Annotated in this window: 22 protein-coding genes and 2 pseudogenes; 7 read left to right on the plus strand and 17 right to left on the minus strand. The window is 69.4% G+C overall.

Going from position 1 to position 23,796, the window contains the following annotated elements; all coding sequences use genetic code 11:
* The first annotated feature begins 35 nt into the window (after positions 1-35).
* On the plus strand, positions 36-440 hold the full coding sequence (locus tag AB3X07_RS21215) for a DUF6795 domain-containing protein (RefSeq protein WP_369941003.1): 405 nt from the start codon (positions 36-38) through the stop codon (positions 438-440).
* A 250-nt stretch (positions 441-690) separates the two neighbouring features.
* On the opposite strand, the gene AB3X07_RS21220 is transcribed toward AB3X07_RS21215, so the two are convergent.
* From AB3X07_RS21220 to AB3X07_RS21255, 8 genes and pseudogenes are all read right to left on the minus strand, one after another.
* A complete protein-coding gene (locus AB3X07_RS21220) occupies positions 691-2,010 on the minus strand; it encodes an L-fuconate dehydratase (RefSeq protein WP_369941004.1) in 1,320 nt (439 codons plus the stop codon).
* Positions 2,011-2,265: 255 nt separating this feature from the next.
* Complete coding sequence (locus tag AB3X07_RS21225) at positions 2,266-3,120, minus strand: fumarylacetoacetate hydrolase family protein (protein WP_369941006.1); 855 nt, start codon at positions 3,118-3,120, stop codon at positions 2,266-2,268.
* 33 nt (positions 3,121-3,153) lie between these two features.
* The gene (locus tag AB3X07_RS21230; protein WP_369941008.1) at positions 3,154-3,900 is read right to left on the minus strand and encodes an SDR family oxidoreductase; all 747 of its coding nucleotides are present in this window, start codon (positions 3,898-3,900) and stop codon (positions 3,154-3,156) included.
* Positions 3,897-4,794: pseudogene (locus AB3X07_RS21235) on the minus strand (amidohydrolase family protein). Before AB3X07_RS21235 ends, AB3X07_RS21230 begins: the two are co-directional and overlap by 4 nt.
* On the minus strand, positions 4,791-5,786 hold the full coding sequence (locus AB3X07_RS21240) for an aldo/keto reductase (RefSeq protein WP_369944835.1): 996 nt from the start codon (positions 5,784-5,786) through the stop codon (positions 4,791-4,793). Before AB3X07_RS21240 ends, AB3X07_RS21235 begins: the two are co-directional and overlap by 4 nt.
* Positions 5,787-6,164: 378 nt before the next feature.
* Positions 6,165-6,809: an HAD-IA family hydrolase gene (locus AB3X07_RS21245; protein ID WP_369941010.1), complete on the minus strand. Its 645-nt coding sequence runs from the start codon at positions 6,807-6,809 to the stop codon at positions 6,165-6,167.
* 95 nt (positions 6,810-6,904) lie between these two features.
* Entirely contained in the window at positions 6,905-7,120 is a 216-nt protein-coding gene (locus tag AB3X07_RS21250) for a hypothetical protein (protein ID WP_369941011.1), read from the minus strand.
* A gap of 4 nt (positions 7,121-7,124) precedes the next feature.
* On the minus strand, positions 7,125-7,688 hold the full coding sequence (locus tag AB3X07_RS21255; RefSeq protein ID WP_369944836.1) for a peroxiredoxin family protein: 564 nt from the start codon (positions 7,686-7,688) through the stop codon (positions 7,125-7,127).
* A gap of 553 nt (positions 7,689-8,241) precedes the next feature.
* Between AB3X07_RS21255 and AB3X07_RS21260 the strand changes: the two genes are divergently transcribed.
* Entirely contained in the window at positions 8,242-8,460 is a 219-nt protein-coding gene (locus AB3X07_RS21260) for a hypothetical protein (protein ID WP_369941013.1), read from the plus strand.
* Positions 8,461-8,573: 113 nt separating this feature from the next.
* Here the strand turns inward: AB3X07_RS21260 and glpK are convergent, their stop codons facing one another.
* The 4 genes from glpK to AB3X07_RS21280 form a co-directional block, all read right to left on the minus strand.
* Entirely contained in the window at positions 8,574-10,073 is a 1,500-nt protein-coding gene (glpK, locus tag AB3X07_RS21265) for a glycerol kinase GlpK (protein WP_369941015.1), read from the minus strand.
* Positions 10,074-10,166: 93 nt separating this feature from the next.
* Positions 10,167-10,985 carry an MIP/aquaporin family protein gene (locus AB3X07_RS21270; RefSeq protein ID WP_369941016.1) on the minus strand — a complete coding sequence of 273 codons (819 nt, stop codon included), beginning with the start codon at positions 10,983-10,985 and terminating at the stop codon, positions 10,167-10,169.
* A gap of 187 nt (positions 10,986-11,172) precedes the next feature.
* On the minus strand, positions 11,173-12,687 hold the full coding sequence (glpD, locus tag AB3X07_RS21275; protein WP_369941017.1) for a glycerol-3-phosphate dehydrogenase: 1,515 nt from the start codon (positions 12,685-12,687) through the stop codon (positions 11,173-11,175).
* Between the two features lie 312 nt (positions 12,688-12,999).
* Positions 13,000-13,866 (minus strand): DeoR/GlpR family DNA-binding transcription regulator, encoded by an 867-nt coding sequence (locus tag AB3X07_RS21280; RefSeq protein ID WP_369941018.1) that lies wholly within the window; start codon positions 13,864-13,866, stop codon positions 13,000-13,002.
* A gap of 205 nt (positions 13,867-14,071) precedes the next feature.
* On the opposite strand from AB3X07_RS21280, the gene AB3X07_RS21285 reads away from it, so the two are divergent.
* Together AB3X07_RS21285 and AB3X07_RS21290 are read left to right on the plus strand one after the other, a co-directional pair.
* Positions 14,072-14,545 carry a DUF1456 family protein gene (locus tag AB3X07_RS21285; protein WP_369941020.1) on the plus strand — a complete coding sequence of 158 codons (474 nt, stop codon included), beginning with the start codon at positions 14,072-14,074 and terminating at the stop codon, positions 14,543-14,545.
* A gap of 445 nt (positions 14,546-14,990) precedes the next feature.
* Entirely contained in the window at positions 14,991-15,962 is a 972-nt protein-coding gene (locus tag AB3X07_RS21290) for an IS110 family transposase (RefSeq protein WP_369939651.1), read from the plus strand.
* Positions 15,963-16,083: 121 nt separating this feature from the next.
* Here AB3X07_RS21290 and AB3X07_RS21295 read toward each other — a convergent pair whose 3' ends face one another.
* The gene (locus AB3X07_RS21295; RefSeq protein WP_369941022.1) at positions 16,084-16,590 is read right to left on the minus strand and encodes a hypothetical protein; all 507 of its coding nucleotides are present in this window, start codon (positions 16,588-16,590) and stop codon (positions 16,084-16,086) included.
* Positions 16,591-17,165: 575 nt separating this feature from the next.
* Positions 17,166-17,798, minus strand: coding sequence for a type B chloramphenicol O-acetyltransferase (gene catB / locus AB3X07_RS21300; protein WP_369941024.1), 633 nt, complete (start codon positions 17,796-17,798; stop codon positions 17,166-17,168).
* A gap of 624 nt (positions 17,799-18,422) precedes the next feature.
* On the opposite strand from catB, the gene AB3X07_RS21305 reads away from it, so the two are divergent.
* Positions 18,423-19,241 carry an HDOD domain-containing protein gene (locus tag AB3X07_RS21305; RefSeq protein WP_369941026.1) on the plus strand — a complete coding sequence of 273 codons (819 nt, stop codon included), beginning with the start codon at positions 18,423-18,425 and terminating at the stop codon, positions 19,239-19,241.
* Positions 19,242-19,354: 113 nt separating this feature from the next.
* Here the strand turns inward: AB3X07_RS21305 and AB3X07_RS21310 are convergent, their stop codons facing one another.
* From AB3X07_RS21310 to AB3X07_RS21320, 3 genes and pseudogenes are all read right to left on the minus strand, one after another.
* Complete coding sequence (locus AB3X07_RS21310; RefSeq protein WP_369941027.1) at positions 19,355-20,743, minus strand: FAD-containing oxidoreductase; 1,389 nt, start codon at positions 20,741-20,743, stop codon at positions 19,355-19,357.
* Positions 20,740-21,204, minus strand: a complete 465-nt coding sequence (locus AB3X07_RS21315) for a DUF4126 domain-containing protein (RefSeq protein ID WP_369941029.1) — start codon at positions 21,202-21,204, stop codon at positions 20,740-20,742. The genes AB3X07_RS21310 and AB3X07_RS21315 overlap by 4 nt, the downstream gene beginning before the upstream one ends.
* 467 nt (positions 21,205-21,671) lie before the next feature.
* Positions 21,672-22,628 (minus strand): annotated as a pseudogene (locus AB3X07_RS21320) (exodeoxyribonuclease III); the annotation flags it as partial.
* Between the two features lie 76 nt (positions 22,629-22,704).
* On the opposite strand from AB3X07_RS21320, the gene AB3X07_RS21325 reads away from it, so the two are divergent.
* Both AB3X07_RS21325 and AB3X07_RS21330 read left to right on the plus strand, forming a co-directional pair.
* Positions 22,705-22,902, plus strand: a complete 198-nt coding sequence (locus AB3X07_RS21325; protein ID WP_369941031.1) for a hypothetical protein — start codon at positions 22,705-22,707, stop codon at positions 22,900-22,902.
* A 197-nt stretch (positions 22,903-23,099) separates the two neighbouring features.
* A complete protein-coding gene (locus AB3X07_RS21330; RefSeq protein WP_369941032.1) occupies positions 23,100-23,456 on the plus strand; it encodes a DUF1428 domain-containing protein in 357 nt (118 codons plus the stop codon).
* Positions 23,457-23,796: the final 340 nt, after the last annotated feature.

Raw genomic sequence — 23,796 nt, forward strand, 5'->3', positions numbered from 1 at the left:
TGCTTCTTATCGGACTACTGACCCAGGGTCACGCCATGGCTATCTCCAAGACGCTCTACTTGTTTTCCGAGGTCGAAGGCACCGTCCTGCTGGACGGCAAACCTGTTCAGGGCGTGGAGATCGAGCAGGCCTATCACTGGCACTGGAAAGATCGGCAGGGCACGAAGAACGCGAAGACCGACATGCTTGGGCGCTTCCACCTTCCGGCAGTGACAGACACCTCGTTGACCGCGAGCTTGATGCCGCACGAGCCGGTGATCGGCCAACGCATTACGCTGCGCTATCAAGGCAGGGAACACAAAGGCTGGGTATTCACCAAGCACAACTACGAAGCGTCCGGTGAAGTGAAGGGCCGGCCACTGAAGTTCATCTGCGAGTTGAATAGCGAACCCGTCGCACATCCTGAAACAGAGACCTTTGGGATCTGCGTTCTTCAGTAGCGCCAGCTCTCACCAGACGAGGATGATCGGTCCGTCGCCACAGCTATCGTCGGGAGCTGTTAGCGCACCCTCTTCGTTCGTCGCGGCTGAAGCCGCTCCTACAGGAACTTGCGGCGAGCCGGCTGGGTGCACTGTGGGAGGACTGCAGTCCCGACGGCTTCCGGAGCCGTCGAGTCCGAAGCTTCGTTCGTCGCGGCTGAAGCCGCTCCTACAGTAGGCGCGCGCGACACTGGGCGCGACGTTCGTCGCGTCAGGCCTGCTGTGCCGCCAGGTCCGCGCTCCAGAACGGGCCGTCCGGGTAAAGGTACTGGGTGACCGATTCCGCATGCATCTCGGCCGAGAAGCCGGGCTGAGTCGGGGCTAGGTAACGGCCATGGTCGATGCGCACCGGGTCGACGAAGTGCTGGTGCAGGTGGTCGACGAATTCGATCGCGCGGTCCTCCATCTTGCCGGTGATGGCGACGAAGTCGGCCATCGCCAAGTGCTGCACCAGTTCGCACAGGCCCACGCCGCCGGCATGCGGGAACACGCGCACGCCGAACTTCGCCGCCAGCAGCAGGATCGCCAGGTTCTCGTTGACCCCGCCCACGCGTGCCGCGTCGATCTGGATCAGGTCCACCGCGCCGGCCTGCAGCAGCTGCTTGAACACCACCCGGTTCTGGGTGTGCTCGCCGGTGGACACCGGCACCGGGGCGATGCCGCGGCGGATCGCGGCGTGGCCGAGCACGTCGTCGGGGCTGGTCGGCTCCTCGATCCAGGCGATGTCGAAGTCGGCCAGTTGGCGCATCCAGGCGATCGCCGGACCCACGTCCCAGCGCTGGTTGGCGTCCACCGCCATCGCGATGTCCGGGCCGATCGCTTCGCGCGCCAGGCGGCAGCGACGGATGTCGTCCTCCACATTGGCGCCGACCTTGAGCTTGATCGTGCGAAAGCCCTCGGCCACCGCGTCCTTGGCCAGGCGCACCAGCTTCTCGTCCGAGTAGCCGAGCCAGCCGGGCGAGGTGGTATAGGCCGGATAGCCCTGCTCGAGCAGCGTGCGCATGCGCTCGGCGCGCAACGGCTCGGCCGCGCGCAACAGTGCCAGCGCTTCGTCGGGGGTGAGCGCGTCGGTGAGATAGCGGAAGTCGATCGTCGCCACCAGCTGTTCCGGCGACAGCTCGGCGATGTAGCGCCACAGCGGCTTGCCGGCGCGTCGCGCGGCCAGGTCCCAGGCGGCGTTGATCACGCCGCCGATGGCCATGTGCATCACGCCCTTCTCCGGGCCCAGCCAGCGCAGTTGCGAATCGTCGGTGAGGCTGCGCGCGAACCCGCCCAGGTCGCCGATCACCTCCTCCACCTCGCGCCCGACCACGTGATGCGACAGCGCCGCGATCGCCGCGCTCTGCACATCGTTGCCGCGGCCGATGGTGAACACCAGGCCGTAGCCGGCCAGGCCGTCGTCGGCATCGGTGCGCAGGCGCAGGTAGGCGGCGGAATAGTCCGGATCCGGATTCATCGCATCGGAACCGTCCAGTTCGCGCGAGGTGGGGAAACGCACGTCGAAGGTGTCGAGGGCGACGATTTTGCTCATGGGGATCCTGGTGGGTGGTGCGGACGAGTAGAAATGCAGTGAAGAAAGCCCCTCTCCCCCCGGGAGAGGGGTTGGGGTGAGGGTGCGGGAGTGCACGACTGTCGCCGCCCCCGCAAATCACGAACGAAGTAAAAACACGTAGCCGTGTTGCACACGCGAGATGAGAAGGCGCGAGCGAGGACCGCACCCAGATGGATCGCGAGTGGCTTCGCCCCGTACCCTCACCCCCACCCCTCTCCCGAGGGGAGAGGGGCTTTACAGGTCGCGGGAATGGGCGACCACGGCCTGGCGCTGCTCGCCCAGTCCTTCGATGCCCAGCGTCATCACGTCGCCCGGCTTGAGGTACACCGGCGGCTTCTGCCCCAGGCCCACGCCAGGCGGCGTGCCGGTGCTGATCACGTCGCCCGGCATCAGCGTCATGTAGCGGCTGATGTGGCTGACCAGGTCGGCCACGCCGAACACCATCGTGCGCGTGCTGCCGTTCTGGTAGCGGTGGCCATTGACCTCCAGCCACATCGCCAGGTTCTGCGGGTCCGGCACGTCGTCGCGGGTGACCAGCCACGGACCGATCGGGCCGAAGCCGTCGCAGCTCTTGCCCTTGACCCACTGCCCGCCGTGTTCGAGCTGGAAGGCGCGCTCGGACAGGTCGTTGATCACGGCATAACCGGCGACGTGGTGCATCGCCTCCTCCACGCTCACGTCGCGGGCGATGTCGCCGATCACCACGCCCAGTTCCACTTCCCAGTCGCTCTTCTGCGAGCCGCGCGGGAGGGTCACGGTGTCGTTGGGGCCGCTGATCGCGGTGGTCGCCTTCATGAAGAGGATCGGCATTTCCGGCACCGCCATGCCCGATTCGGCGGCATGGTCGGCATAGTTCAGGCCGATGCAGATGAACTTGCCGACCCGGCCCACCGCCGGTCCGTAGCGCACCTCGCCGTCGACCTTGGGCAAGGTCGACGTATCGAGTGCGCGCAGCCGGCCCAGGCCGGCGGCGGTGAGGTGGTCGCCGGCGACGTCGTCGATCACCGCCGACAGGTCGCGCAGGTGGCCGTCGGCGTCGAGCAGGGCCGGACGTTCGTGGCCGGGTTCGCCGTAGCGCAGCAGTTTCATGGGATGTCCTCCGTCAGGTAGGGAGAGCCGCGGTCAGTTCGACCAGCCGCCGTCGATGATGTGGGTCTGCCCGGTGGTGAACGACGATTCGTCCGAGGCCAGGTACACCACCAGTTGCGCGATCTCGCGCGGGTCGCCGAGGCGGCCCATCGGCTGGCGATCGGTGAAGCTCTTCCACACCGCCTGCTCGTCGCCGCCCAGCGCCTTGACCCGCTCGCCCAGCGACGGCGTCTTGATCGTGCCCGGGCAGATCGCGTTGCAGCGGATGCCCTTGGCCACGTAGTCGGCGGCGATGGCCTTGCTCAACCCGATCACCGCCGCCTTGGTCACGCCGTAGGCGAAACGGTTGGGCACGCCCTTGATGCTGGAGGCCACCGAGGACATGTTGACGATGCTGCCGCGGCCCTGCGCCAGCATGCCCGGCAGCACCGCCTGGCACAGGTAGTACATCGCATCGACGTTGATCGCGAACGAGCGCCGCCACGCCGGTTCGTCGCAGTCGAGGATGCTGCCCTGGTGCACGTAGCCGGCGCAGTTGAACAGCACGTCGAACGGCGCGTTCGCCGCCACCAGCGCCTGGATCGCGGCGGCGTCGGTGACGTCCAGCGCCTGCGTGGCGATCGTGGCGGATTCGGCGGCCAGCGCCTGCAACGCGGCAGCGTCGATGTCGGTGGCCAGCACCTGCGCGCCTTCGCGCGCGCAGGCCAGCGCGCTCTCGCGGCCGATGCCGGCGCCGGCGGCGGTGATCAGGCAGCGCTTGCCGTGCAGGCGGCCGCTCATGTGCGGCTCCGGAGGTGAAGGATCATCGTGGCAGTTCCGTGCGGGGGAAGGAGGGAATTCGGGCAGGTGGTAGAACCGTCGCGCGGTGCCGGCGAACACGTCGGCGGCATGCGCGGCGGCGTGGCGCGCGACCAGCGCCCGCGCCTGCGCGAGCCAGTCGCCGTAGCCGGCGCGCTGGGTCAGCACCGGCCAGTCGCTGCCCCACATCACCCGCTGCGCGCCGAAGCAGGCGAACACTTGCGCCACGTATGGCGCGATCGCGGCGGCAGCGGCACCGTCCGGCAGTTCGGTGAGCAGGCCGGACAGCTTGCACAGCACGGTCGGGTGCCGCGCCAATTGCGCCAGGCCGTCGGCCCACGCGGCGAAGCCGTCGCCGCCGATCGCCGGCTTGGCGGCGTGGTCGAGCACCACGCGCAGCTGAGGGTGGCGCTGCAGGCGCGCCTGCAGCGCCGGCAGATGCAGGGGCTTGACCAACGCGTCGAACGCCAGGTCGTGCCGCAGCAGCGCATCGAACGCGGGGTCCAGCGACGGCCGCGCCAGCCACTGCGGATCGGCCAGGTCCTGCACCATCGGCCGCAGGCCCTTGAGCAGGCCACCGCCCTCGGCGCACAGCGCGGCGATGCGCGCGGCGGCATCGGCGGCGTCGAAGTCGACCCAGCCGACCACGCCGGCGATGCGCGGCTGCGCGCGCGCCAGTTGCAACAGGTAGCGTGTCTCCGCCTCGGTCTGCGCCGCCTGCACCGCGACGATCGCGTCCACGCCATGCGCATCGAGCGTGGCGATCAGGTCGTCGGGCACGAAGTCGCGGTACAGCGTGGCGAGGTCGGGCGTCAGCCAGGCGTAGTCGCCGCGCGCCAGCCGCCAGAAGTGCACGTGGGCGTCGACCACGGTCACGGCGTCGGCACCTGCGCCTGCAACAGGCCCTGGTTGCGCAGGTCGCGCCACAGCGCGCGCGGGATCGCGGCGTGCAGGCGTTCGGCGGCGCTGGCCACCTCGGCCGGGGTGCGCATGCCGGCGACCACGCTGGCGACCGCCGGATGCGCCAGCGGGAACTGCAGCGCCGCCGCGCCCACGTCCACCGCGTGCGCGGCGCAGGCCGCGAACAGGTGCTGCGCATGCTGCAGCGTGCGCGGATCCACCGGCGCGTAGTTGTAGGTCGCGCCGGGACCGCGCGCGTCGCCGAGCAGGCCCGAACTGTACGGGCCGGCGACCAGGATGCCGACCTGCCGGCGCAGTGCCTCGGCCATGAGCCTCTGCGCCGCATGCTGTTCGAGCAGGGTGTAGCGGCCGGCCAGCATCACGCAATCCAGCGGGAACAGCGGCAGCAATTCCAGCGCGATGTCTTCCTCGTTGACGCCGATGCCGATCGCGCCACAGGCGCCGCTGGCCTTGAGCTCGGCCATCGCCGGCAGGGCCTCGTCGAGCGCCTGGCGCAGCATCGCCGGGTGGCGCTCGCCGTGGGTGAGGCGGCCGATGTCGTGCAGCAGCAGGATGTCGACATGGTCGGTGCCGAGCCGCTGCAGGCTGCCCTCGAGCGCACGCAGCACGCCGTCGCGGCTGTAGTCGAAGGCGGCGCCGCGCCCGGCCACGGCGAAGCCGTCGCGCCCCGGCGCGGCGCCGGGATCGTCGTAGACGCGGCGCCCGACCTTGGTCGAGAGCGTGTAGCTGGCGCGCGGCAGCCCGCGCAGGCCGTCTCCGAGCCGGCGCTCGCTCAATCCATAGCCGTAGTAAGGCGCGGTGTCGAAATGGCGGATGCCGGCGGCGTGCGCCGCGGCCACCGCGGCCAGCGCCACCGCCTCGTCCACTTCGGTGTAGAGGTTGCCGATCGGCGCGGCGCCGAAGCCGAGCGTGGCGATCCGCACCGCGCTTTGGCCCAACGGGCGCATCGCGATGGTCGCCGCCGCGGCATCGGTCAATGGCATCGGCGCGGCCCTGCGCCGCGGACCGGCACCGAACACCGGCGCGAACGCCACGACCGGGTGCTGCTGGAATTGCACATGCCACGCCTCCGCCCACCGGGGCCAGGATCGGATGGGACCGAACGCGACGCGATGATAGCCACGCCGCCTACCGGTGTTCGTATATGAATATAGCAATCATAAGTGAACAATCCACGACGCGGTGCAGCATGGGGCGGGGAATCGGGAATGGAGAATCGGGAATGGGGAGAAGCGGCCCCCTGGCGCGGCGGGATTGCCAGCGGACAGGCCGCGCAGAGGGCCGGATCGGAGTTGCGAGTTCGGCCCGGTAGGGCCAGGCGGCGATCAGGCCGGAATGGGCAGGCCCAGCCGGTCCCACACGTCGGCTGGACGCCGCAGCAACGGCAGCGGCGTGTGCGGTTGCAGCGCGTGCGGCAAGGTGTAGCCCCAGCCGACGCCGGCGAAGGCGATGCCGGCCTGGCGCGCGGCATTGGCGTCGCGGATCTCGTCGCCCACGCACAGGGCGCGCGCGGCCGGCACGCCGCACGCCTTGAGCGCGGCGCGCAGCTTGCGGCGCTTGCCCAGCACCGCGGCGCCGCAGTCGATGTGGCGGAAGCGCGCGGCCAGTTCGGTCCCGAGCACGCGCTCGACGTTGTCGCGGCTGTTGGACGTCACCAGGGCCAACTGCACGCCGGCCCCGGCGAGCGCGTCGAGCAATTCGGCCACGCCGTCGAACAACGCGATGCGCTCGATCTGCGCGGCCATCAGCGCGCGCATGCGCCGCGCCACCGCCGGCACGCGCCACCAGCGGATGCCGCTGCGCGCCATCAGTTCGCGCGCGCTCAGGCTGCGGATTTCCTGCAGGCGCGCCGGCTCGAAGCGGCGGAAGCCGAATTCGTCGGCGACGTCGTTGATGGTGTCCAGGAACCAGGCGAAGGAATCGGCCAGGGTGCCGTCGAAGTCGAAGATGATCAGGTCGTAGCGGCACATGCCGGCGCAGCATGCCGCAGCCGCGGCCACGCGACCAGCGCGGCCTGTGCAAGCGTCGACGCCGGAGCCGGCCGCCGCCGGCCCCGGCGTACGGCTCAACCGCAGCAGTAGCAGGTCAGCGGCTGGCCGGGACCGCCCGGCCCCAACTGGCCGCCGAACGGCGCGCACTCCTTCTCGCATTGCCAGGCGCTGCACGCCGCGTCCTTCTCGATCCCGTCGCCCGCGGTCGCCTGGACCGCGCCGAAGCCCATGCAGGCCAGGAACACGGCCGCGGCCATCCCGTTGCGCAATGCTGTCCAACGCTGTTTCATGAGTTCACTCCTCGACAGTTGCCAAAGCCGCCGGCGCTTCCGTGCGTCGCACCGCGGCCACCAGGTCCTGCACCCGCTCCGTGGTATCGAAGACGCCGACGCGCGCGTAGCGCACCCGTCCATCGCGGTCCAGCGCCAGCATCAGCGGCACGTTGCGCGCGCGGAACAGCATCAGCGCGCGGCGCTCGGTGAGCGTGGTTACCGGGAAGGCGAACCGGTGATCGGCGGCGTAGCGGCGCGCCTGCTCCGGGCTGCACTGGCACACGCCCAGCACCTGCACGCGGCCGCCACCCTGCTCGGCCAGGCGCTGCGCCGCCTGCACCACGCTGGGCGCCGAGCGCCGGCAATACGGGCAGGTGGTGGTGAAGAAGAACAGCACTTGGTAGTCCGCCGCCGGCACGCCCAGGGTCAACGGCGTGCCGTCCAGCGCGGTGGCCGCGATCTTCGGCAGGTACATGCCCAGGTACGGCTCGGTGGTGCGGGTCACCAGCCAGCGTCGCTCCTCGCGCAGCGTGCGGTTCTGCCACGCCAGCACCGCCACCAGCGCGCAGGCCGCGAGCAGCGCCAACCAACTCCAGGGAAAACGCCGTGCCATGCGTGGGATCCAAGCGCCCGTGTCCGCAGCAGGCTGCGCAGCCACGCCGCCGCGGTCAACGCCTGGCGTGCGCTTTTTGCGACCGCGTGGCGATGCTGGGGAAACAATCACGCTTGCCGCGGGCGCGCATTCCAGTGGCGTGCGGTGCGCGATCGCATGCGAAGCGACGGCGCATGCGTCGATCGCTTGTCTGCGCTGCGCGTCCTTCCGCGATCGTCCGTTGGCAGCATGCGCCGCTGGGAGCAGGTGGCCGGGATAGCGTCGGCCTCAGGGCATGCGCGGCGGCATCCTGCACCTGCGCGATAGCGCGCTCAGGCAATGTGTCCCAGCGGCGGATTCACCACGCCAGGTTGCCTGACTGATGACTTCACGGTGTGCGCATCGCGGTTCGATGGTCTGACCGCAGGCGGTCCACCACGCGCCGCTATCGCAGCGGTCTCTTCATCCACTCTTGCCATCGGCTTCACCCGCTGCGCCTGGCATCACGCGCACGGTGTCCGCTCACGCCCCACCGATGGAGACATGCATGCAGATGCAAAACCCCAACCCCGGCCAAGACCCGCAACAACCACCGAACGAGGTGCCCGGCCAAGTACCCAACCCCGGCGTGGACCCCACGCCCGACCGTCCGGTGGATCCGGTGCCGGACCAGCCCATCGATCCGACCATTCCGCCGATCCGCGATCCGGTGGGCGATGGCGATGCGCCGGTACCGGGACCGCGCGGGCCGACGCAGTACGTGTAGCACCAGAAAGAAGCGAAAACCTGTAGGAGCGGCTTCAGCCGCGACCGGGCGTTATCGGTAAGGCCCGGTCGCGGCTGAAGCCGCTCCTACAGGGCGCACAGGCGCATCGTGGCTCAGCGAATGCGGAAGCCCATCGTCGCGTCCACTGCCTGCTTCCAGCCGGCATACAGTTCCTCGCGGCGCTCGGCCGGCATGCTCGGCTCGAAGCGGCGATCCACCGCCCACTGCTGCGCGATCTCCGCGCGGTCCTTCCAGAAGCCGGTCGCCAGGCCCGCCAGGTAGGCCGCGCCCAGCGCGGTGGTTTCGGCCACCTCCGGGCGCAGCACCGGCACGTCGAGGATGTCGCTCTGGAACTGGGCCATGAAGTCGTTGCTGATCGCGCCGCCGTCGGCACGCAGTTCCTTCAGCTCGATGCCCGAATCGACTTGCATCGCGGTCAGCACGTCGCGGGTCTGGTAGGCCATCGACTCCACCGCGGCGCGGATGAAATGTTCCTTGGTGGTGCCGCGGGTCAGGCCGAACACCGCGCCGCGGATGTCGCTGCGCCAATACGGGGCGCCCAGGCCGACGAAGGCCGGCACGAAATACACGCCGTCGTTGTCGCCGGCGCGCTCGGCATAGGACTGCGAATCGCTGGCCTTGCCGAGCATGCGCAGGCCGTCGCGCAGCCACTGCACCACCGAGCCGGCGACGAAGATGGCGCCTTCCAGCGCGTACTCGACCTTGCCGTCCACGCCCCAGGCGATGGTGGTGAGCAGGCCGTTCTTCGACGCCACCGCCTTGTCGCCGGTGTTCATCAGCATGAAGCAGCCGGTGCCATAGGTGTTCTTGGCCATGCCCGGCTCGAAGCAGGCCTGGCCGAACAGCGCCGCCTGCTGGTCGCCGGCGATGCCGGCGATCGGCACCGCGTGCCCGTAGAAGTACTGGCCCTGGGTGTTGCCGTAGATCTCGCTGGACGAGCGCACCTCCGGCAGCATCGAGGCGGGGATGTCCAGCATCCGCAGCAGTTCCTCGTCCCAGCGCAGTTCGTGGATGTCGTACAGCAGGGTGCGCGAGGCGTTGGTGTAGTCGGTGACGTGGACCTTGCCGCCGGTGAGGTTCCAGATCAGCCAACTGTCGATGGTGCCGAAGGCCAGTTCGCCGCGCTGCGCGCGTTCGCGCGCGCCTTCGACGTGGTCGAGGATCCACTTGACCTTGGTGCCGGAGAAGTACGCATCGATCAGCAAGCCGGTCTTGGCCCGCACCATGTCCTCGTGACCGTCCGCCTTGAGCTGTTCGCAGATGTCCTTGGTCTGCCGCGACTGCCAGACGATGGCGTTGTAGATCGGCTGGCCGGTGGCGCGGTCCCAGACCACCGCGGTCTCGCGCTGGTTGGTGATGCCGATGCCGGCGATCGCGCTGGCGTCCACCTGCTGGTTGTTCAACAGCTCGGTGATCGTGGTGTAGACGCTGGTCATGATCTCGCGCGGGTTGTGCTCGACCCAGCCCGGCTGCGGGAAGATCTGCGAGAACTCGCGCTGCGCCATGCCGGCGATGTGGCCCTTGCGGTCGAACAGGATCGCGCGCGAGCTGGTGGTGCCCTGGTCGATGGCCAGGATGAATTTCTTTTCCATCGGTGACTCCTGCGGGTCGTGAGGGCGCGCGCCGTGGCGGCGCCCGGAATGGGGGGAACGCGCCGGCGGTGCCGGCGCCGGGCGTGCGCGGACTCAGGTCCGGCGCGACGCCGCCTCTTCCTCCAGCGCCTTCACCCGCGCCGGCAGGAACGGATAGATCAGCAGCTGATAGGCGCCGCCGCCGATCACGCCGCCGATCAGCGGACCGACGATCGGAATCCACCAGTAGCTGTTGGCCGACGGCAGCGCCGAGGAACCCCAGCCGGCGAAGTAGGCGAACAGGCGCGGCCCGAAATCGCGCGCGGGATTGATCGCCCACGCTTCCAGGTAGCCCATCGAGGCGCCGATGGTCGCCACCAGCAGGCCGATGATCAGCGCGCCGGAATTGGCGGTGGGCGCGGCCTCGTTGTAGCGCTCGGTGATGGCAAAGATGCCGAAGATCAGGAACGCGGTCAGAATCACCTGGTCGCGCAACGCGTGCATCGGGGTGATCGCCAGGCCCGGCGCGGTGAAGAACACGCCGGCTGCGCCGCCCGCCTCGCGGGTCAGCTGGTGGGCCTGGTTGTAGTGGTCGATCACCGGCGCGAACAGCAGGTAGACGATGCCCGCGCCGAGGAAGGCGCCGACCACCTGCGCCGCCCAGTACGGCAGCACCTTGTTCCAGGCGAAGCCGCGGAACACGGCCAGCGCCAGGGTCACCGCCGGATTGGCGTGGGTGCCTGACACCGAACCGGTGACGTAGATCGCGATCGTCACCGCCAGGCCCCAGGCGATGCACACGCCCCAGTAGGCGTTCTGGTACGGGCTGGGGTCGTACAGCACGTACATGCACGCCACCGAACAGCCGAAGGCGATGATGATCAGCATCGCCACCGCTTCGGAAATCAATTCGCCAAGCAATTGCCGGTTCATGCGCGCCACTCCCGCGCCGCTGTCCGCGTCGTGCCGCCGCTCTCGCTGCTGTCGCTCGTTGTCGTGTACATGCCTGCCACCCTCCACGGTCGTTCCCAGGTTCGCGCGCGGCGGCGGGGGCCGACGCGCACGGCGATTGCGCACCCGGCCGGCGCCCACGACGGGAACGCCGGCCGCGGTGCTTGCCTCATGCAGGCGCGGCGGCCACCGCGGCCGGCGCCTGTTGCAGATAGTCGGCCAGGCGCTGGCGCCCGGTCGCGTCGATGCGCAGGCCGAGCTTGCTGCGCCGCCACAGCAGGTCGTCGGCCTGGGTCACCCATTCGTGGGCGCGCAGGTAGTCCACCTCGGCCTGGTACAGGTCGGCGCCGAAATGCGTGCCCAGGTCCTGCAGCGAGGCGGCGTTGCCCAGCAGTACCTCGGCGCGGGTGCCGTAGTTGCGCGCCAGCCGCGCGGCGGTCGCCTCGCCCAGCCATGGCCGCGTCGCGCGCAACTCCTGCGCCAGCGCGCGGATGTCGCGGCGCTCGCCACCGGGCAGCGGCGCGCCGCGCGCGGTCCACGCCGGCGCCTTGCGCCCGCTGTGCGCCACCAGCCGATCCACCGCTTCCTCGGCCAGTTTGCGGTACGTGGTGAGCTTGCCGCCGAACACGTTGAGCAGCGCCGCGCCGCCGGCCGCGTCCAGTTCCAGCAGGTAGTCGCGGGTGACCTCGGCGGCGTTGTCCTCTTCGTCCTCCAGCAACGGGCGCACGCCGCTGTAGCTCCACACCACGTCGCTGGGCGCGATCTGCTTGAGGAAGTAGCGGTTGGCGGCCTCGCACAGGTAGCGGGTTTCGTCGGCGTCGATCTTCGGCGTGGACGGATCGGCGCGGTAGTCCACGTCGGTGGTACCGATCAGGGTGAAATCGTGTTCGTAGGGGATGGCGAACACGATGCGCCGGTCCGGCTGCTGGAAGATGTAGGCGTGGTCGTGCTCGAACAGGCGCGGCACCACGATATGGCTACCCTTGACCAGACGCAGCGCGTGGTCGTGCCCGACCTTGGCCACCTCGTCCAGGAACTGCACCGCCCACGGCCCGGCCGCGTTGACCAACGCGCGCGCGCGCACGTCCTGGCGGCGGCCGTCGGCATGCTGCAACTGCACCTGCCAGACGCCGTCGACGCGGCGCGCGCCGACGCAGGCGGTGCGGGTCAGGATGCGGGCGCCGCGCTGCGCCGCATCCATCGCATTGAGCGCCACCAGCCGCGCATCCTGCACCCAGGCGTCGGAGTAGACGAAGCCGGTGCGGAATTCCTCGCGCAGCGGCGCGCCGACCGGGTCCGCGCGCAGCGCCATGCGCTTGGAGCCAGGCAGGGTGCGGCGGCCGCGGCCGAGATGGTCGTACAGGAACAGGCCGGTGCGGATCATCCACGCCGGGCGCAGATGCGGCTGGTGCGGCAGCAGGAAACGCAGCGGCCAGATGATGTGCGGGGCCAGGCGCAGCAGCACCTCTCGCTCGGCCAGCGCCTTGCCGACCAGGGCGAACTCGTACTGCTCCAGGTAGCGCAGCCCGCCGTGGATCAGCTTGGTGCTGGCGCTGGAGGTGTGCGAGGCCAGGTCGTCGCGCTCGCACAGGCACACCGACAGGCCACGGCCGACCGCGTCGCGGGCGATGCCCACACCGTTGATGCCGCCACCGACCACCAGCACATCGTAGATCTCGCTCATTGCCTGACTCCGGAAGCTCGTGTCCCGAGACGGATCAGCGACCGCCGGGGACGAAAAGATCGTAAACGAACATTTCCGAACATATCACGCTGCAGTGCAGCGAAATGTGTCCGACGAGCTAGCTTTGTCGCGAAATGGTGAATTAGGCGTTAGTCCTGTGGTCAGGCAGCGATATGCCCAGCCCACCGGCAACACGATTTAACGCCACAATAACGAAATAATACGAACACAACCGCACATCCAGGCGAAACGCGCCCAGGACGACGCCGGCGCCAGGTCCAGGCCGTCAACGCCCTGGCCACGAGCCATCGCTCAGTCCGGGTCCGGCTCGGCCTCACCGGCAGCCGTCGCATCGGCCGGATCCTCGCCCTCGGCGACGAACACGCGCGTGCCGGCCTCGGCCAGCACCGCGGCCAGTTCCGGCGGCGGCGCGCGATCGGTGAACCAGGCCTGGACCCGCGCGATCGACCCCAGCCGCACCATCGCGTTGCGGCCGAGCTTGCTGTGGTCGGCGGCCAGGAACACCTGCCGCGAATGCTCGATGATCGCCTGCGCCACCCGCACCTCGTGGAAATCGAAGTCCAGCAGGGTGCCGTCCGGGTCGATGCCGGAAATGCCGATCACGCCGAAATCCACCTTGAACTGGCGGATCAACTCGATGGTCGCCTCGCCGGTCACGCCCTGGTCGCGGCCACGCACGCGCCCGCCGGCCACCATCACCTCGAAGCTGGGATTGGCGCTCATCATCACCGCCACGTTGAGGTTGTTGGTGATCACGCGCAGGCCGCTGTGGCCCATCAGCGCGCGCGCCACGTCCTCGTTGGTGGTGCCGATGTTGATGAACAACGAGGCGTCGTCGGGAATGTGCTGCGCCAGCAGCGTGGCGATGCGCCGCTTCTCCTGCGCCTGCAGCGTCTTGCGCGCGGTGTAGGCCAGGTTCTCCACGCTCGACGGCAGGCTGACCCCGCCGTGGTAGCGGCGCAGCACGCCGGCCTCGCACAACAGCGTCAGGTCGCGGCGGATGGTCTGCGGGGTCACGTCGAAGCGCGTCGCCAGCCCATCCACCTCGGCGTAGCCCTGCTGCCGCACCAGCGCCACCAATTGCTCCTGGCGCGGATTGAGCGCGGGCACCGCGCCCATCTTGGGAATCGTGTTGTCCATGCGCCGATGATGGCGCATGCGCGCACGGATGCAAACGCCGGCGCGGTGGCGCACCTACCCGGCCACGGACGACACGGCCTAGGGCGTGTCCCCACTGCCCGAGCATGCCGCGCGCAACCGCGGCCCTTCGGGTTGGGCCTGGCAACGCGGCATACCCGGGGAGTGGGAACACGCCCTAGACTACGCACCCCGCCGGACGCCACCCGGCAGCACCGGACCGGCCATGATCAACAACGACGTATTGCGCTCCATTCGCTACATGCTCGACCTCAGCGACCAAATGATCGTCGATCTGGCGCAGCTCGCCGATCCCGCCTTCCCGCTCGACAAATCGCAGGTGCCGGCCTATCTGAAGAAGGAGGACGAGGATGGCTTCGTCGAATGCAGCGACCAGGTGCTGGCGCACGTCCTCGACGGGCTGGTGTTCCACTTCCGCGGCCGCGACGACAGCCTGCCGGCGCGCCCGGTGGAGACGCGCGTGACCAACAACGTGGTGCTCAAGAAGCTGCGCGTGGCGTTCCAGCTCAAGGACGTGGACATGCACCAGATCTTCGCCGACGCCGGCTTCCCGGTCTCCAAGCCGGAACTGTCGGCGCTGTTCCGGCAGCCGGAGCACAAGAACTTCCGCCCGTGCGGCGATCAGTTGCTGCGCAATTTCCTCAAGGGCCTGACCTTGCGCGTGCGCGCGGCGGGTTGAGGCGCGGCACGCCTGGGTTTGCCTTCTGTAGGAGGGGCTTCAGCCCCGACAGGACCGATGCCGATGCGCTCGCCGCACGCGGCATCGCGGTTGAGATCGGTACTCGGTACCGCCGTCGCTGACGGCATGCCGCTGTGTCGCTGCCTGGACACCGTTCAACGCCGTCGGGTTCGGCGCTTCGCTCGTCGCGGCTGAAGCCGCTCCTTGTATCTGGACATGAGGCCCACGTGGCCTTATGTCTTCCGACTGATCATCGGAGCAGTGCGGGAAGCCCAGTCGCTCCTAAAGCCACGAGCTTGCATTGTAGATTGGCTCCCGCATTGCATATGCTGGCCCATCGGTGTCCGTACGGTATCCAGAGTCCGCCGCAGGCGTGAACTCGCATCCACAAGGCAGGACCGGGCGCAGCGGTGATCGTGTTCACCCTACGATGGAGGAATTCCCCATGTCCCCAGTCGTCGGTATCGACGTCGCCAAACACCGTTTCGACCTGGCCATCGACCTGGCCAACGGCAAGTACCGCACCAAGGCCAAGCTTTCCAACGATCCGAAGGGGTTCCAGGCCCTACGGACGTGGCTGCAGAGCCATGCGCAGGCGGACAGCTGGATCGTGATGGAAGCCACCGGCACCTACCACGAGGCCCTGGCTGAGTTCGTGCACGCCTTGGGCTACCGCGTATGCGTCCTCAACCCGGCGCAGACGGCGCTGTATGCGCGCAGCCAGCTGACCCGGGTCAAGACCGACCGGAGCGATGCCAAGCTGATCGCCAGCTACGGCCTGCGCCATGCGTCGCAATTGCGGCCGTGGCAGTCCGATCCGCCGGCGCTCAAGCACCTCAAGGCGCTGGTGCGTCGGCGCGAGGACCTGCTGCAGATGCTGCAGATGGAGCGCAACCGCCTGGACGTCGCCGCGCCGGTGGTGCGCGACTCGCTGCTGGAGATCATCGGCCAGTTGCAAGCGAACATCGCCCAGATCGAACGGGCCATCGACGACCAGATCGACAAGGATCCTACCCTGCGCGGGCAGCGCGAGCTGCTGGTCAGCATCGACGGCATCGCCGAGAGGAGCGCGGCGCTGTTGCTGGCCGAGCTCGGCGACGTGGAGCGCTTCTCCCAGGCCTCGGCGGTGACCGCCTTCGCCGGGTTGAATCCACGGCTGCAGGAGTCCGGCAAGCGCAAGGGGCAGGTCTGCATCTCCCGTACCGGCTCCCCACGCCTGCGCGCCGGCCTGTTCCTGCCGGCCTTGGTCGCCATGACCCACAACCCGGTCGTGCGTGCGCTGAAACAACGCCTGCGCGAACGCGGCAAGGCCAACAAGCAGATCATCTGCGCCGCCATGCGCAAGCTGCTGCATATCGCCTACGGCGTGCTCAAATCGCGCACGCCCTTCGACCCTCAAAAGGCCCTTGCCTGTTAGGGGGGAAGACGGTATCTACAGGGAAGCGACAGCGCGCCGTGAGGCCGGATGGCGGTCGCTGCCGCCACAGCACCGTTGGCGTCCGACGCTGCCTACAGCAGCGACGCCGGATGCGAGCCGCTCAGCGGATCCGGTACACCCGCGCCTTCGGCAGGTCTTCGTCCACCTGCAGGAACCAGCGTCCGGCGATGCCGGGCACGACCTTGGTCGCCGGCGACGCCAGTGCGGTGCGCAGGGTCATGCTGCCCTTGAGCACCTTCCATTGCTGGCCGTTGTCCAGCACGAACACGGTGCCCGGCGCCCAGCCGGCGACCTCGCCCTGGACGCGGGCACTGATCGGGCCGTCGTCCAAGCCGATCAGCATGCCCTGCTCGGCCTGGGCGTCGCTGGCCGACACCGCCGTCGACGCAGGCGCGGGCGCAGCCTTGGGACGTGGCGGCGCCTGGGCCGCGTCGCGCGCGTCGGCGTCGCGCAGCAGGCGGTTGAGCGTGGCCAGTTGCGCCGGGGTCAAGCCGACCTCGCGCAGTTGCTCGGCGCTGAGCCGGCGCTCGATCTCCACATATCCCGACTGCGCCAGCGCTGCCGGAGCCGCCAGGGCGCATGCCAGCGCCAGCACTACGTATTTCATCGTTCGATCCTGCCGCCTGCGCGGATGAGAAAAAGCCGCGCGGCCCGACGGGGCCGGCGCCCGGTACGGCGAGTTTGGGTCAGTTCGGTGACAGTGCGGTGACATCGTCCGCGCGGTGATGCGAAGACGCGCAGAAGCACGGCGACGGCGGCCGCAGCGTTGTCGATTGCGGTGCAGCCGAGGCCGGGGCGTGCGGACCACTGCGGCGGCTGCGGCTGCGGCTGCGGCTGCGGCTGCGGCTGCGGCTGCGGCTGCTGCGGCGGCGGCGGCGGCGGCGGTTGCGGCTTTGTGGCAGTGGCAGTGGCAGTGGCAGTAGCAGTAGCAGTAGCGGTAGCAGTGGCGGTGGCGGTGGCGGTGGCGGCGGCGGCGGCGGCGGCATGAAGATAACGATGACGTGGCGGTGGCGGCGGCGGCGGCATGAAGATAACGATGACGTGGCGGTGGCGACAGCGCCGACCAAGCTCAACACCCAGCCGCGCCGCCCCGCTTTCAGCCGGCGGCATGACCTGGGCGGACGCAGTCCAGTGATGCCCTGACTTACCGCGTGGACGCGTAGCGGATCGAGGATGGCGCGCTCATCGATCGCGTTCTTGCGAGTATCGATACAAGCCGGCGATATCCGACGAACACAGCAGCGGCATGGCCTGCTCGAGGCGATCCAGCGGCCAGTCCCACCATGCCATGTCCAGCAGCATCGCGATGTCTGCTTCGCAAAAGCGCTTCCTGATCGGCTTGGCAGGGTTTCCGCCGACGATGGTGTAGGGCTCGACGTCCTTGCTCACCAGGGCGCGGCTGGCGATGACCGCACCGTGACCGATGCTGACACCCGGCATGATCATGGCCTCGGAACCGATCCACACGTCGCTGCCGACGACCGTGTCGCCCGCGCGCCGAAAGGCATCGCGCGATTGCGCGAACGCCGGCTCGTCGTCCAGGTAGAAGAACGGGAAGGAGCTGATCCAGTCGTAACGATGGCCCTGGTTGCCCGCCATCATGAACACCGCTCCGCTGCCGATGGAACAGAAGCTGCCGATGATCAAGCGATCGACGTCGTCGCGGTCCGGCAGGAGATAGCGCGCGCACTCGTCGAACGCGTGGCCATGGTAGTAACCCGAGTAGTAGCTGTAGCGCCCCACCTGGATGTTGGGGTTCTCGACCTGCTCGGCCAGCGGCTTGCCCTTGAAGGGGCTCTGGAAGTAGTTGTTCATAACGCCTGCGATGAAGTTTCCGGCACGATGCCGATGCCTGCCGTTCGCTCGAGGAAGCGTGTCGATCGAAAGGCAATGCATCGCCTGAGCGCTTGAAGATAGCCTCACTGCCGCAGGAAAGGCCATGCTTGCGGATCCTGGACATTGCCCGCTCGGATGTGGGGTCCTGCTTGTCGCCGCGTGCGCCTGATCCTCCGCGTCAGCACCGATCCGGCGGCCGGCGGCGGCGGCACATCGCCGCCTTTGCCGCTGCGCTCTTCGTGCTCAAGCCCACCACCTGCGACATCGCGCCATACCCCGGGCGGGCACAGCGGTATCGCCGACCACGTCCGCCTGCCAGCGGGCGCGCAGCCGCGGGAAGGCGCCACGCGCCGTACTCATGCGAATGTCGCCGTCGGTATCGGCGCCGGTCGCCGCGTGCCGCGGCGGACAGCGAACGCCGGCGCGCTGGCGATGGTTGTCCACCAGGGAGACGCGCTGTCCAGATGGCACCGGCAGGATGCAGCGTAGGCGAGATGTGCACGCCGCCCGCCACGATTCGGTCTACGATGCGCGGGCTGCGCCGCCCTCCGGCGGGCGCCGCCCGCCGGCGGCGGGCCTTCCCCGTTCTGTCTTGAGGTCTCCATGAAACTAGAGGTGCTGTTCGACCAGTTGCACACCCTGCCGACCATCCCCAAGGTGGCGCAGGACCTGATCCTGCAATTCGACAATCCCACCACCAGCCTGGACAGCGTGGCGCGCAGCATCGAGCGCGATCCGGTGATCGCGGCCAAGGTACTGCGCCTGGCCAACTCGGCGCGCTTCCGCGGCGCGCGCGATTCCACCAGCGTCGAGGACGCGGCCCTGCGCCTGGGTTTCAACACCCTGCGCACCCTGGTGCTGGCCTCGTCGATGACGGACGCGTTCCACGCCCCCGCGCATTTCGACCTGCGCGCGTTTTGGCTGCACAGCTTCGAGGTCGCCGGCGTCTGCCGGCTGCTGGCCAAGCAGAAGGGCCTGGACGCGGAAACCGCGTTCACCTGCGGCATGATGCACAACATCGGCGAACTGCTGATCCAGACCGGCGCGCCGGATTACGCGGCGCAACTGCATCCGGACGCGTCCTCCAGCGGCCGCGCCGCCGAGGAGACCGTGCAACTGGGCTTCGGCTACCCGGAAGTGGGCGCCGAACTGGCGCGGCGCTGGCACCTGCCGCAGGTGATCCAGACGGCGATCGCCTACCAGGCGCGGCCGCTGCAGGCGCCGGAAGGCGAGCCGATGCCGCGCGTGGTGGCGCAGGCGGCGCTGGTCGCCGATGCATTGGAGCGCCACGGCGGCGCCACGCCGGAAGCGCGGCAGGCGGTCAGCGGCCCGCTGCTGGACGACGTGGACCTGGACGCGCTGTTCGACGCCCTGCCGGCCGTGATCGAAGCCGACCGCGCGTTCACCGAGATGCTGCGCTAGGCACGCACGCTGCCGGTCTCCCCTGTAGGAGCGGCTTCAGCCGCGACGCTTTCCCGATGACGCCCGGTCGCAGCTGAAGCCGCTCCTACAGGTCGTGACCACGGGCGCTGGCGCTAGCCGCCTGTGGCCTGCGTCTGCAACGCACCGACCACGCTCGGCCACAGCTCCGACACGGTCGGGTGGATCGGCACCGCCCATTGCAAGGTTTCGAACGGCTGTTCGGCGTTGATCAGGTCGAGCACGCCGTGGATGGCCTCGTCGCCGTTGATGCCGAGGATCGCCGCGCCGAGGATGCGGTGGGTCTGCGCATCGGCGATCAGTTTCATGAAGCCGGCGGTCTCGCCGTTCTCGCGGGCGCGCCCGACCTGGGTCATCGGCCGCTTGGCCAGCAGCAGCGGGCGGCCGCTGGCGCGCGCCTGCGCCTCGGTCAGGCCGACCCGGCCCAGTGGCGGATCGGTGTACAACGCATAGCCGGGCACGCGCTGCGACACCCGGCGCTGGCCGCCGTCGAGCAGGTTGGCGGCGACGATCTCGTAGTCGTTGTAGGCGGTGTGGGTGAACGCGCCGCGGCCGTTGCAGTCGCCCAGCGCCCACACGCCGGCGGCGCTGGTCGCCAGGGAGTCGTCGACCACGATGTAGCCGCGCGCGTCGGTGGCGATGCCGGCGTGTTCCAGGCCCAGCTCGTCGGTATTGGGCTGACGCCCCATCGCCAGCAGCACATGGCTGGCGACCACTTCCGGCGCGCCGTCCTGGCAATCGACCCGTACCGCCACGCCCTGCGCATGCGGCGCGAAGGCGATGCAGTGCGCGCCGGTGCGCACGGTCACGCCCTCGCCTTCCAGTACGCTGCGGATACAGTCGGAAACGTCCTCGTCCTCGCGCGCGATCAACCGCGCTTGCTGCTCGACCACGGTGACCTGCGCGCCCAACCGACGGAAGATCTGCGCGAATTCCAGGCCGATGTAGCTGCCGCCGACCACCGCCAGGTGCGACGGCACCTCGCGCAACCGCAGGATCGAGGTATTGGTGAGATAGGCGATGCGTTCCACGCCCGGCAGCGCCGGCACGTGCGCGCGGCCACCGACGTTGAGGAAGATCTTCGGCGCGGTGATGCAGACCTCGCCCACGCGCAGCCGTTGCGGCGCCTCGAAGCGGGCATGCCCGCGCAACAGGGTGAGCCCGGGCATACCGCCCAGCCATTGTTCCAGGTTGTCGCGCGCGTCGTGGGTGACCGCATGCGCGCGCGCCATCACCCGCGCGATGTCGATGCCGACCTCGCCCTGCACCTGCACACCGTAGTCGGCGGCGCGGCGCGCCAGATGCGCCACGCGCGCGCTGGCGACCAGGGTCTTGGTCGGCATGCAGCCGGTGTTGACGCAGGTGCCGCCAACCAGGTGCCGCTCGACCAGCGCCACCTGCATGCCGGCCGCGACCAGGCGCGCAGCCAGCGCGGGCCCGGCCTGGCCGGCGCCGACCACGATCGCATCGAAGGCGCGGCTCATCGCAGCAGCGCCATCGCCAGCACGCCCAGCGCGATCGCCGCGGCGTCCTCGAGCAGGGCCGCCGGTTGGTCGCGACCGAAACGGCGCGCCATCGCCGCGCGCGCCGCGGCGCCGCCGAAGGTGCCGAGCACCGCGCCCAGCGCACCGGCGACCAGCGCCGTCACCCACAGCCCGCCGGCCATGCCCACGGCCGCGCCGCATAGCCCGCCCACCGCGATGCGCGTGGCGAACTGCAGCGGCACCGTACGGCTGGGCGTGCGCGGCAACTGGTCGGCGATCAGTTCGCCGATGGCCAGCAATGAGATCAGCCAGGGCGTGGCGCGCCACCCGAGAAAGGCCAGCGGCGTGCCCATCAGCGGCAGCACGCCGAGGCTGGCGGCCCAACTGACCACCGCCGGGGCCGTCATCGCGCGCATGCCGGCGACGACCCCGATCAACAACGCGACCACAAGCAGGTGCATGGCGGCGACTCCGGCAAACGGCGAGAGGACATCCGGAACATCCTGACGCGTGCGCCGCGTGGTCCGCGGCGGCGATGCACGAGTATAGGCAGCGCCGCGTGGCAGCCGCAGTGCGCAGGCCAGTTGCGCACGCGCATGCAATGCGCTCAGGAGGACGGAGCCGGCTTCGCACGCCTGGTGGACCGGCTCTGTTTCGCCGGCCTGGCCGGCGCGGTCGCTCCGGGGGTTTTCGCCGGCGGCGTTGCTTTGGTTGCCTTGGTTGCTTTGCCTGTCTTGGTTGTCTTGGAAGCTCTGGTCGATTTGGTCGCGCCGCTTGCCTTGGATGCCTTGGTGCTCTTCACGGCTTTGACGGTCTTGGCCTTGCTGCTCGGCTCGACTGCCTTGCTCGCCTTCGTCCCGGCCGTCGGCGCCGGCTTGGACCGCTGCTTGTTCAAAGGCATCCTGACCGCCCTGCGCGCTTTCGACAGCGCGGACGGTACCGTCGCGTCCGACACCTCGACCGCCTTGGCGGAAGCGGACGACGCACGCACGGGGCGTTTCGGCCTGGCCGGCGCCGCGCCGGATCGCCCGGTGGCGGTCCTGTCGCCTTTCGCCGGGCGATCGACCTTCCGCGTGGGCACCGCGGCACCCGCGCGTGGGGCCGGCGCCTTCAGCGCGATCCAGGTCGGCGCGTGGTCGCTGGCATGCGGCAGATCGCGCACCCAGCGATCCACGCCGGCATCGCGCAGGCGCGCGGCCAACGGCGGATTCAACAGCAGGTGGTCGATGCGCAGGCCCGCATCGCGCTGCCAGTGTTGCCGGAAGTAATCCCAGAACGTGTAGATCCGGCGGTCGCCGTGCACCTGGCGCAGGCTGTCGGTCCAGCCCTGCGCCAGCAGGTCCGCATACGCCTGGCGGCTCTCCGGCTGCAGCAGCGCATCGCGGCGCCACGAGGCCGGATCGTAGATGTCCGTATCCGTGGGCACGACGTTGAAATCGCCGATCAGCGCGACCGGATGCGGCAACGCCACCAGTTGCCGCGCATGCCGCTGCAAGCGCGCGAACCAGTCCAGCTTGTAGTCGAACTTCGGCCCCGGGCGCGGATTGCCGTTGGGCAGGTACAGGCAGCCGACCAGCACGCCGTGCGCCATCGCTTCCAGGTAGCGGCTTTGCGTGTCGCGTGGGTCGCCCGGCAGGCCGCGCCGGCTTTCCACCGGATCGCAGCCCTTGGCCAGGATCGCCACGCCGTTCCACGACGACTGCCCCAGCCACAGCGCGCCGTAGCCGGCGGCATGCAGTTCGCCGATCGGAAAACCGGCGTCCACGCTCTTGAGTTCCTGCAGCCCGACGATGTCCGGCGCCTCGCGCCGCAACCACTCCAGCAACTGCGGCAGACGGCTGCGGATGCCGTTGACGTTGTAGGTCGCGATCCTGAGCGTGTTCATCGCTTGCGCCGTTGCAGAGCCGGTCATCACCTTGCCCGGGCTAGGCTCGGCGCATCGTGAAAGCCCGGAGCGCCGCATGACCCCACTGGACAAGCCGTTGCGCCGGGAACTGGATATCGACGGCACCCTGTACACGCTGACCATCGACCCGGAGGGCCTGAAACTCACCGAGAAGGGCCGCCGCAAGGGCCTCGCCTTGCGCTGGAGCGAACTGGTCAGCGGCGATGCGGCGCTGGCGAGCGCGCTGCAGGCCTCGCTCGCCGCCAGCAAGTGAGGCGGGCGATCCGGGACCCGCGGTGCCGAATCCCGGGAGTGGGGAATCGGGAATCGGGAATGGCGACGGCAGGCGCGGGGGCGGGCGCCCAAGATGACGGAGCGACCGGGGCAATGTCGTTGTTTGTCGATATGCCACGCCCTGGCACGTCGTAAACGCGAAGGCGCCCATCCGGCGCGCCGATCGAGGAGGTTTCCATGTCGTATGTCGATGGTTTCGTACTGGCCGTGCCCACCGCCAACAAGCAGGCGTTCCTCGAACACGCGCGCATCGACGCGGTGTTCATCGAATACGGCGCGCTGCGCGTGCTCGAATGCTGGGGCGAGGACGTGGCGCGCGGCCAGCACACCGATTTCTTCCGCGCGGTGGACGCCAAGGACGACGAGACCGTGGTGTTCTCGTGGATCGAATGGCCGGACAAGGCCACCCGCGACGCCGGCATGCAGCGGATCATGGACGACCCGCGCATGGACCCGGCCAACAACCCGATGCCGTTCGACGGCAAGCGCATGATCTACGGCGGCTTCGTGCCGGTGCTGGAGGTGAAGCGATAGGTGTGGCGTACCGTATGGATGACGGCGCATTCGCCGCGGTCTCGCCACCGGGCGGGAAGTTCCTTCCTCCCTGCGGGAGAAGGTGCTCCAAAAGGGGCGGATGAGGGTGCGTGCGCAGCCTCGTGCATTCAAACTCCGCGAGTCGCTTCGCGCCGTACCCTCACCCCAACCCCTCTCCCGAGGGGAGAGGGGCTCACGGCTGTTCCCTTCTCCCTGCGGGAGAAGGTGCCCCGCAGGGGCGGATGAGGGTACGGGCGTAGCCTCGTGCACCCAACTCCGCGAGTCGCTTCGCGCCGGACCCTCACCCCAACCCCTCTCCCGGCGGGAGAGGGGCTCACGG

This window comes from Xanthomonas sp. DAR 35659, from assembly GCF_041242975.1.
Taxonomy (GTDB): Bacteria; Pseudomonadota; Gammaproteobacteria; order Xanthomonadales; family Xanthomonadaceae; genus Xanthomonas_A; species Xanthomonas_A medicagonis.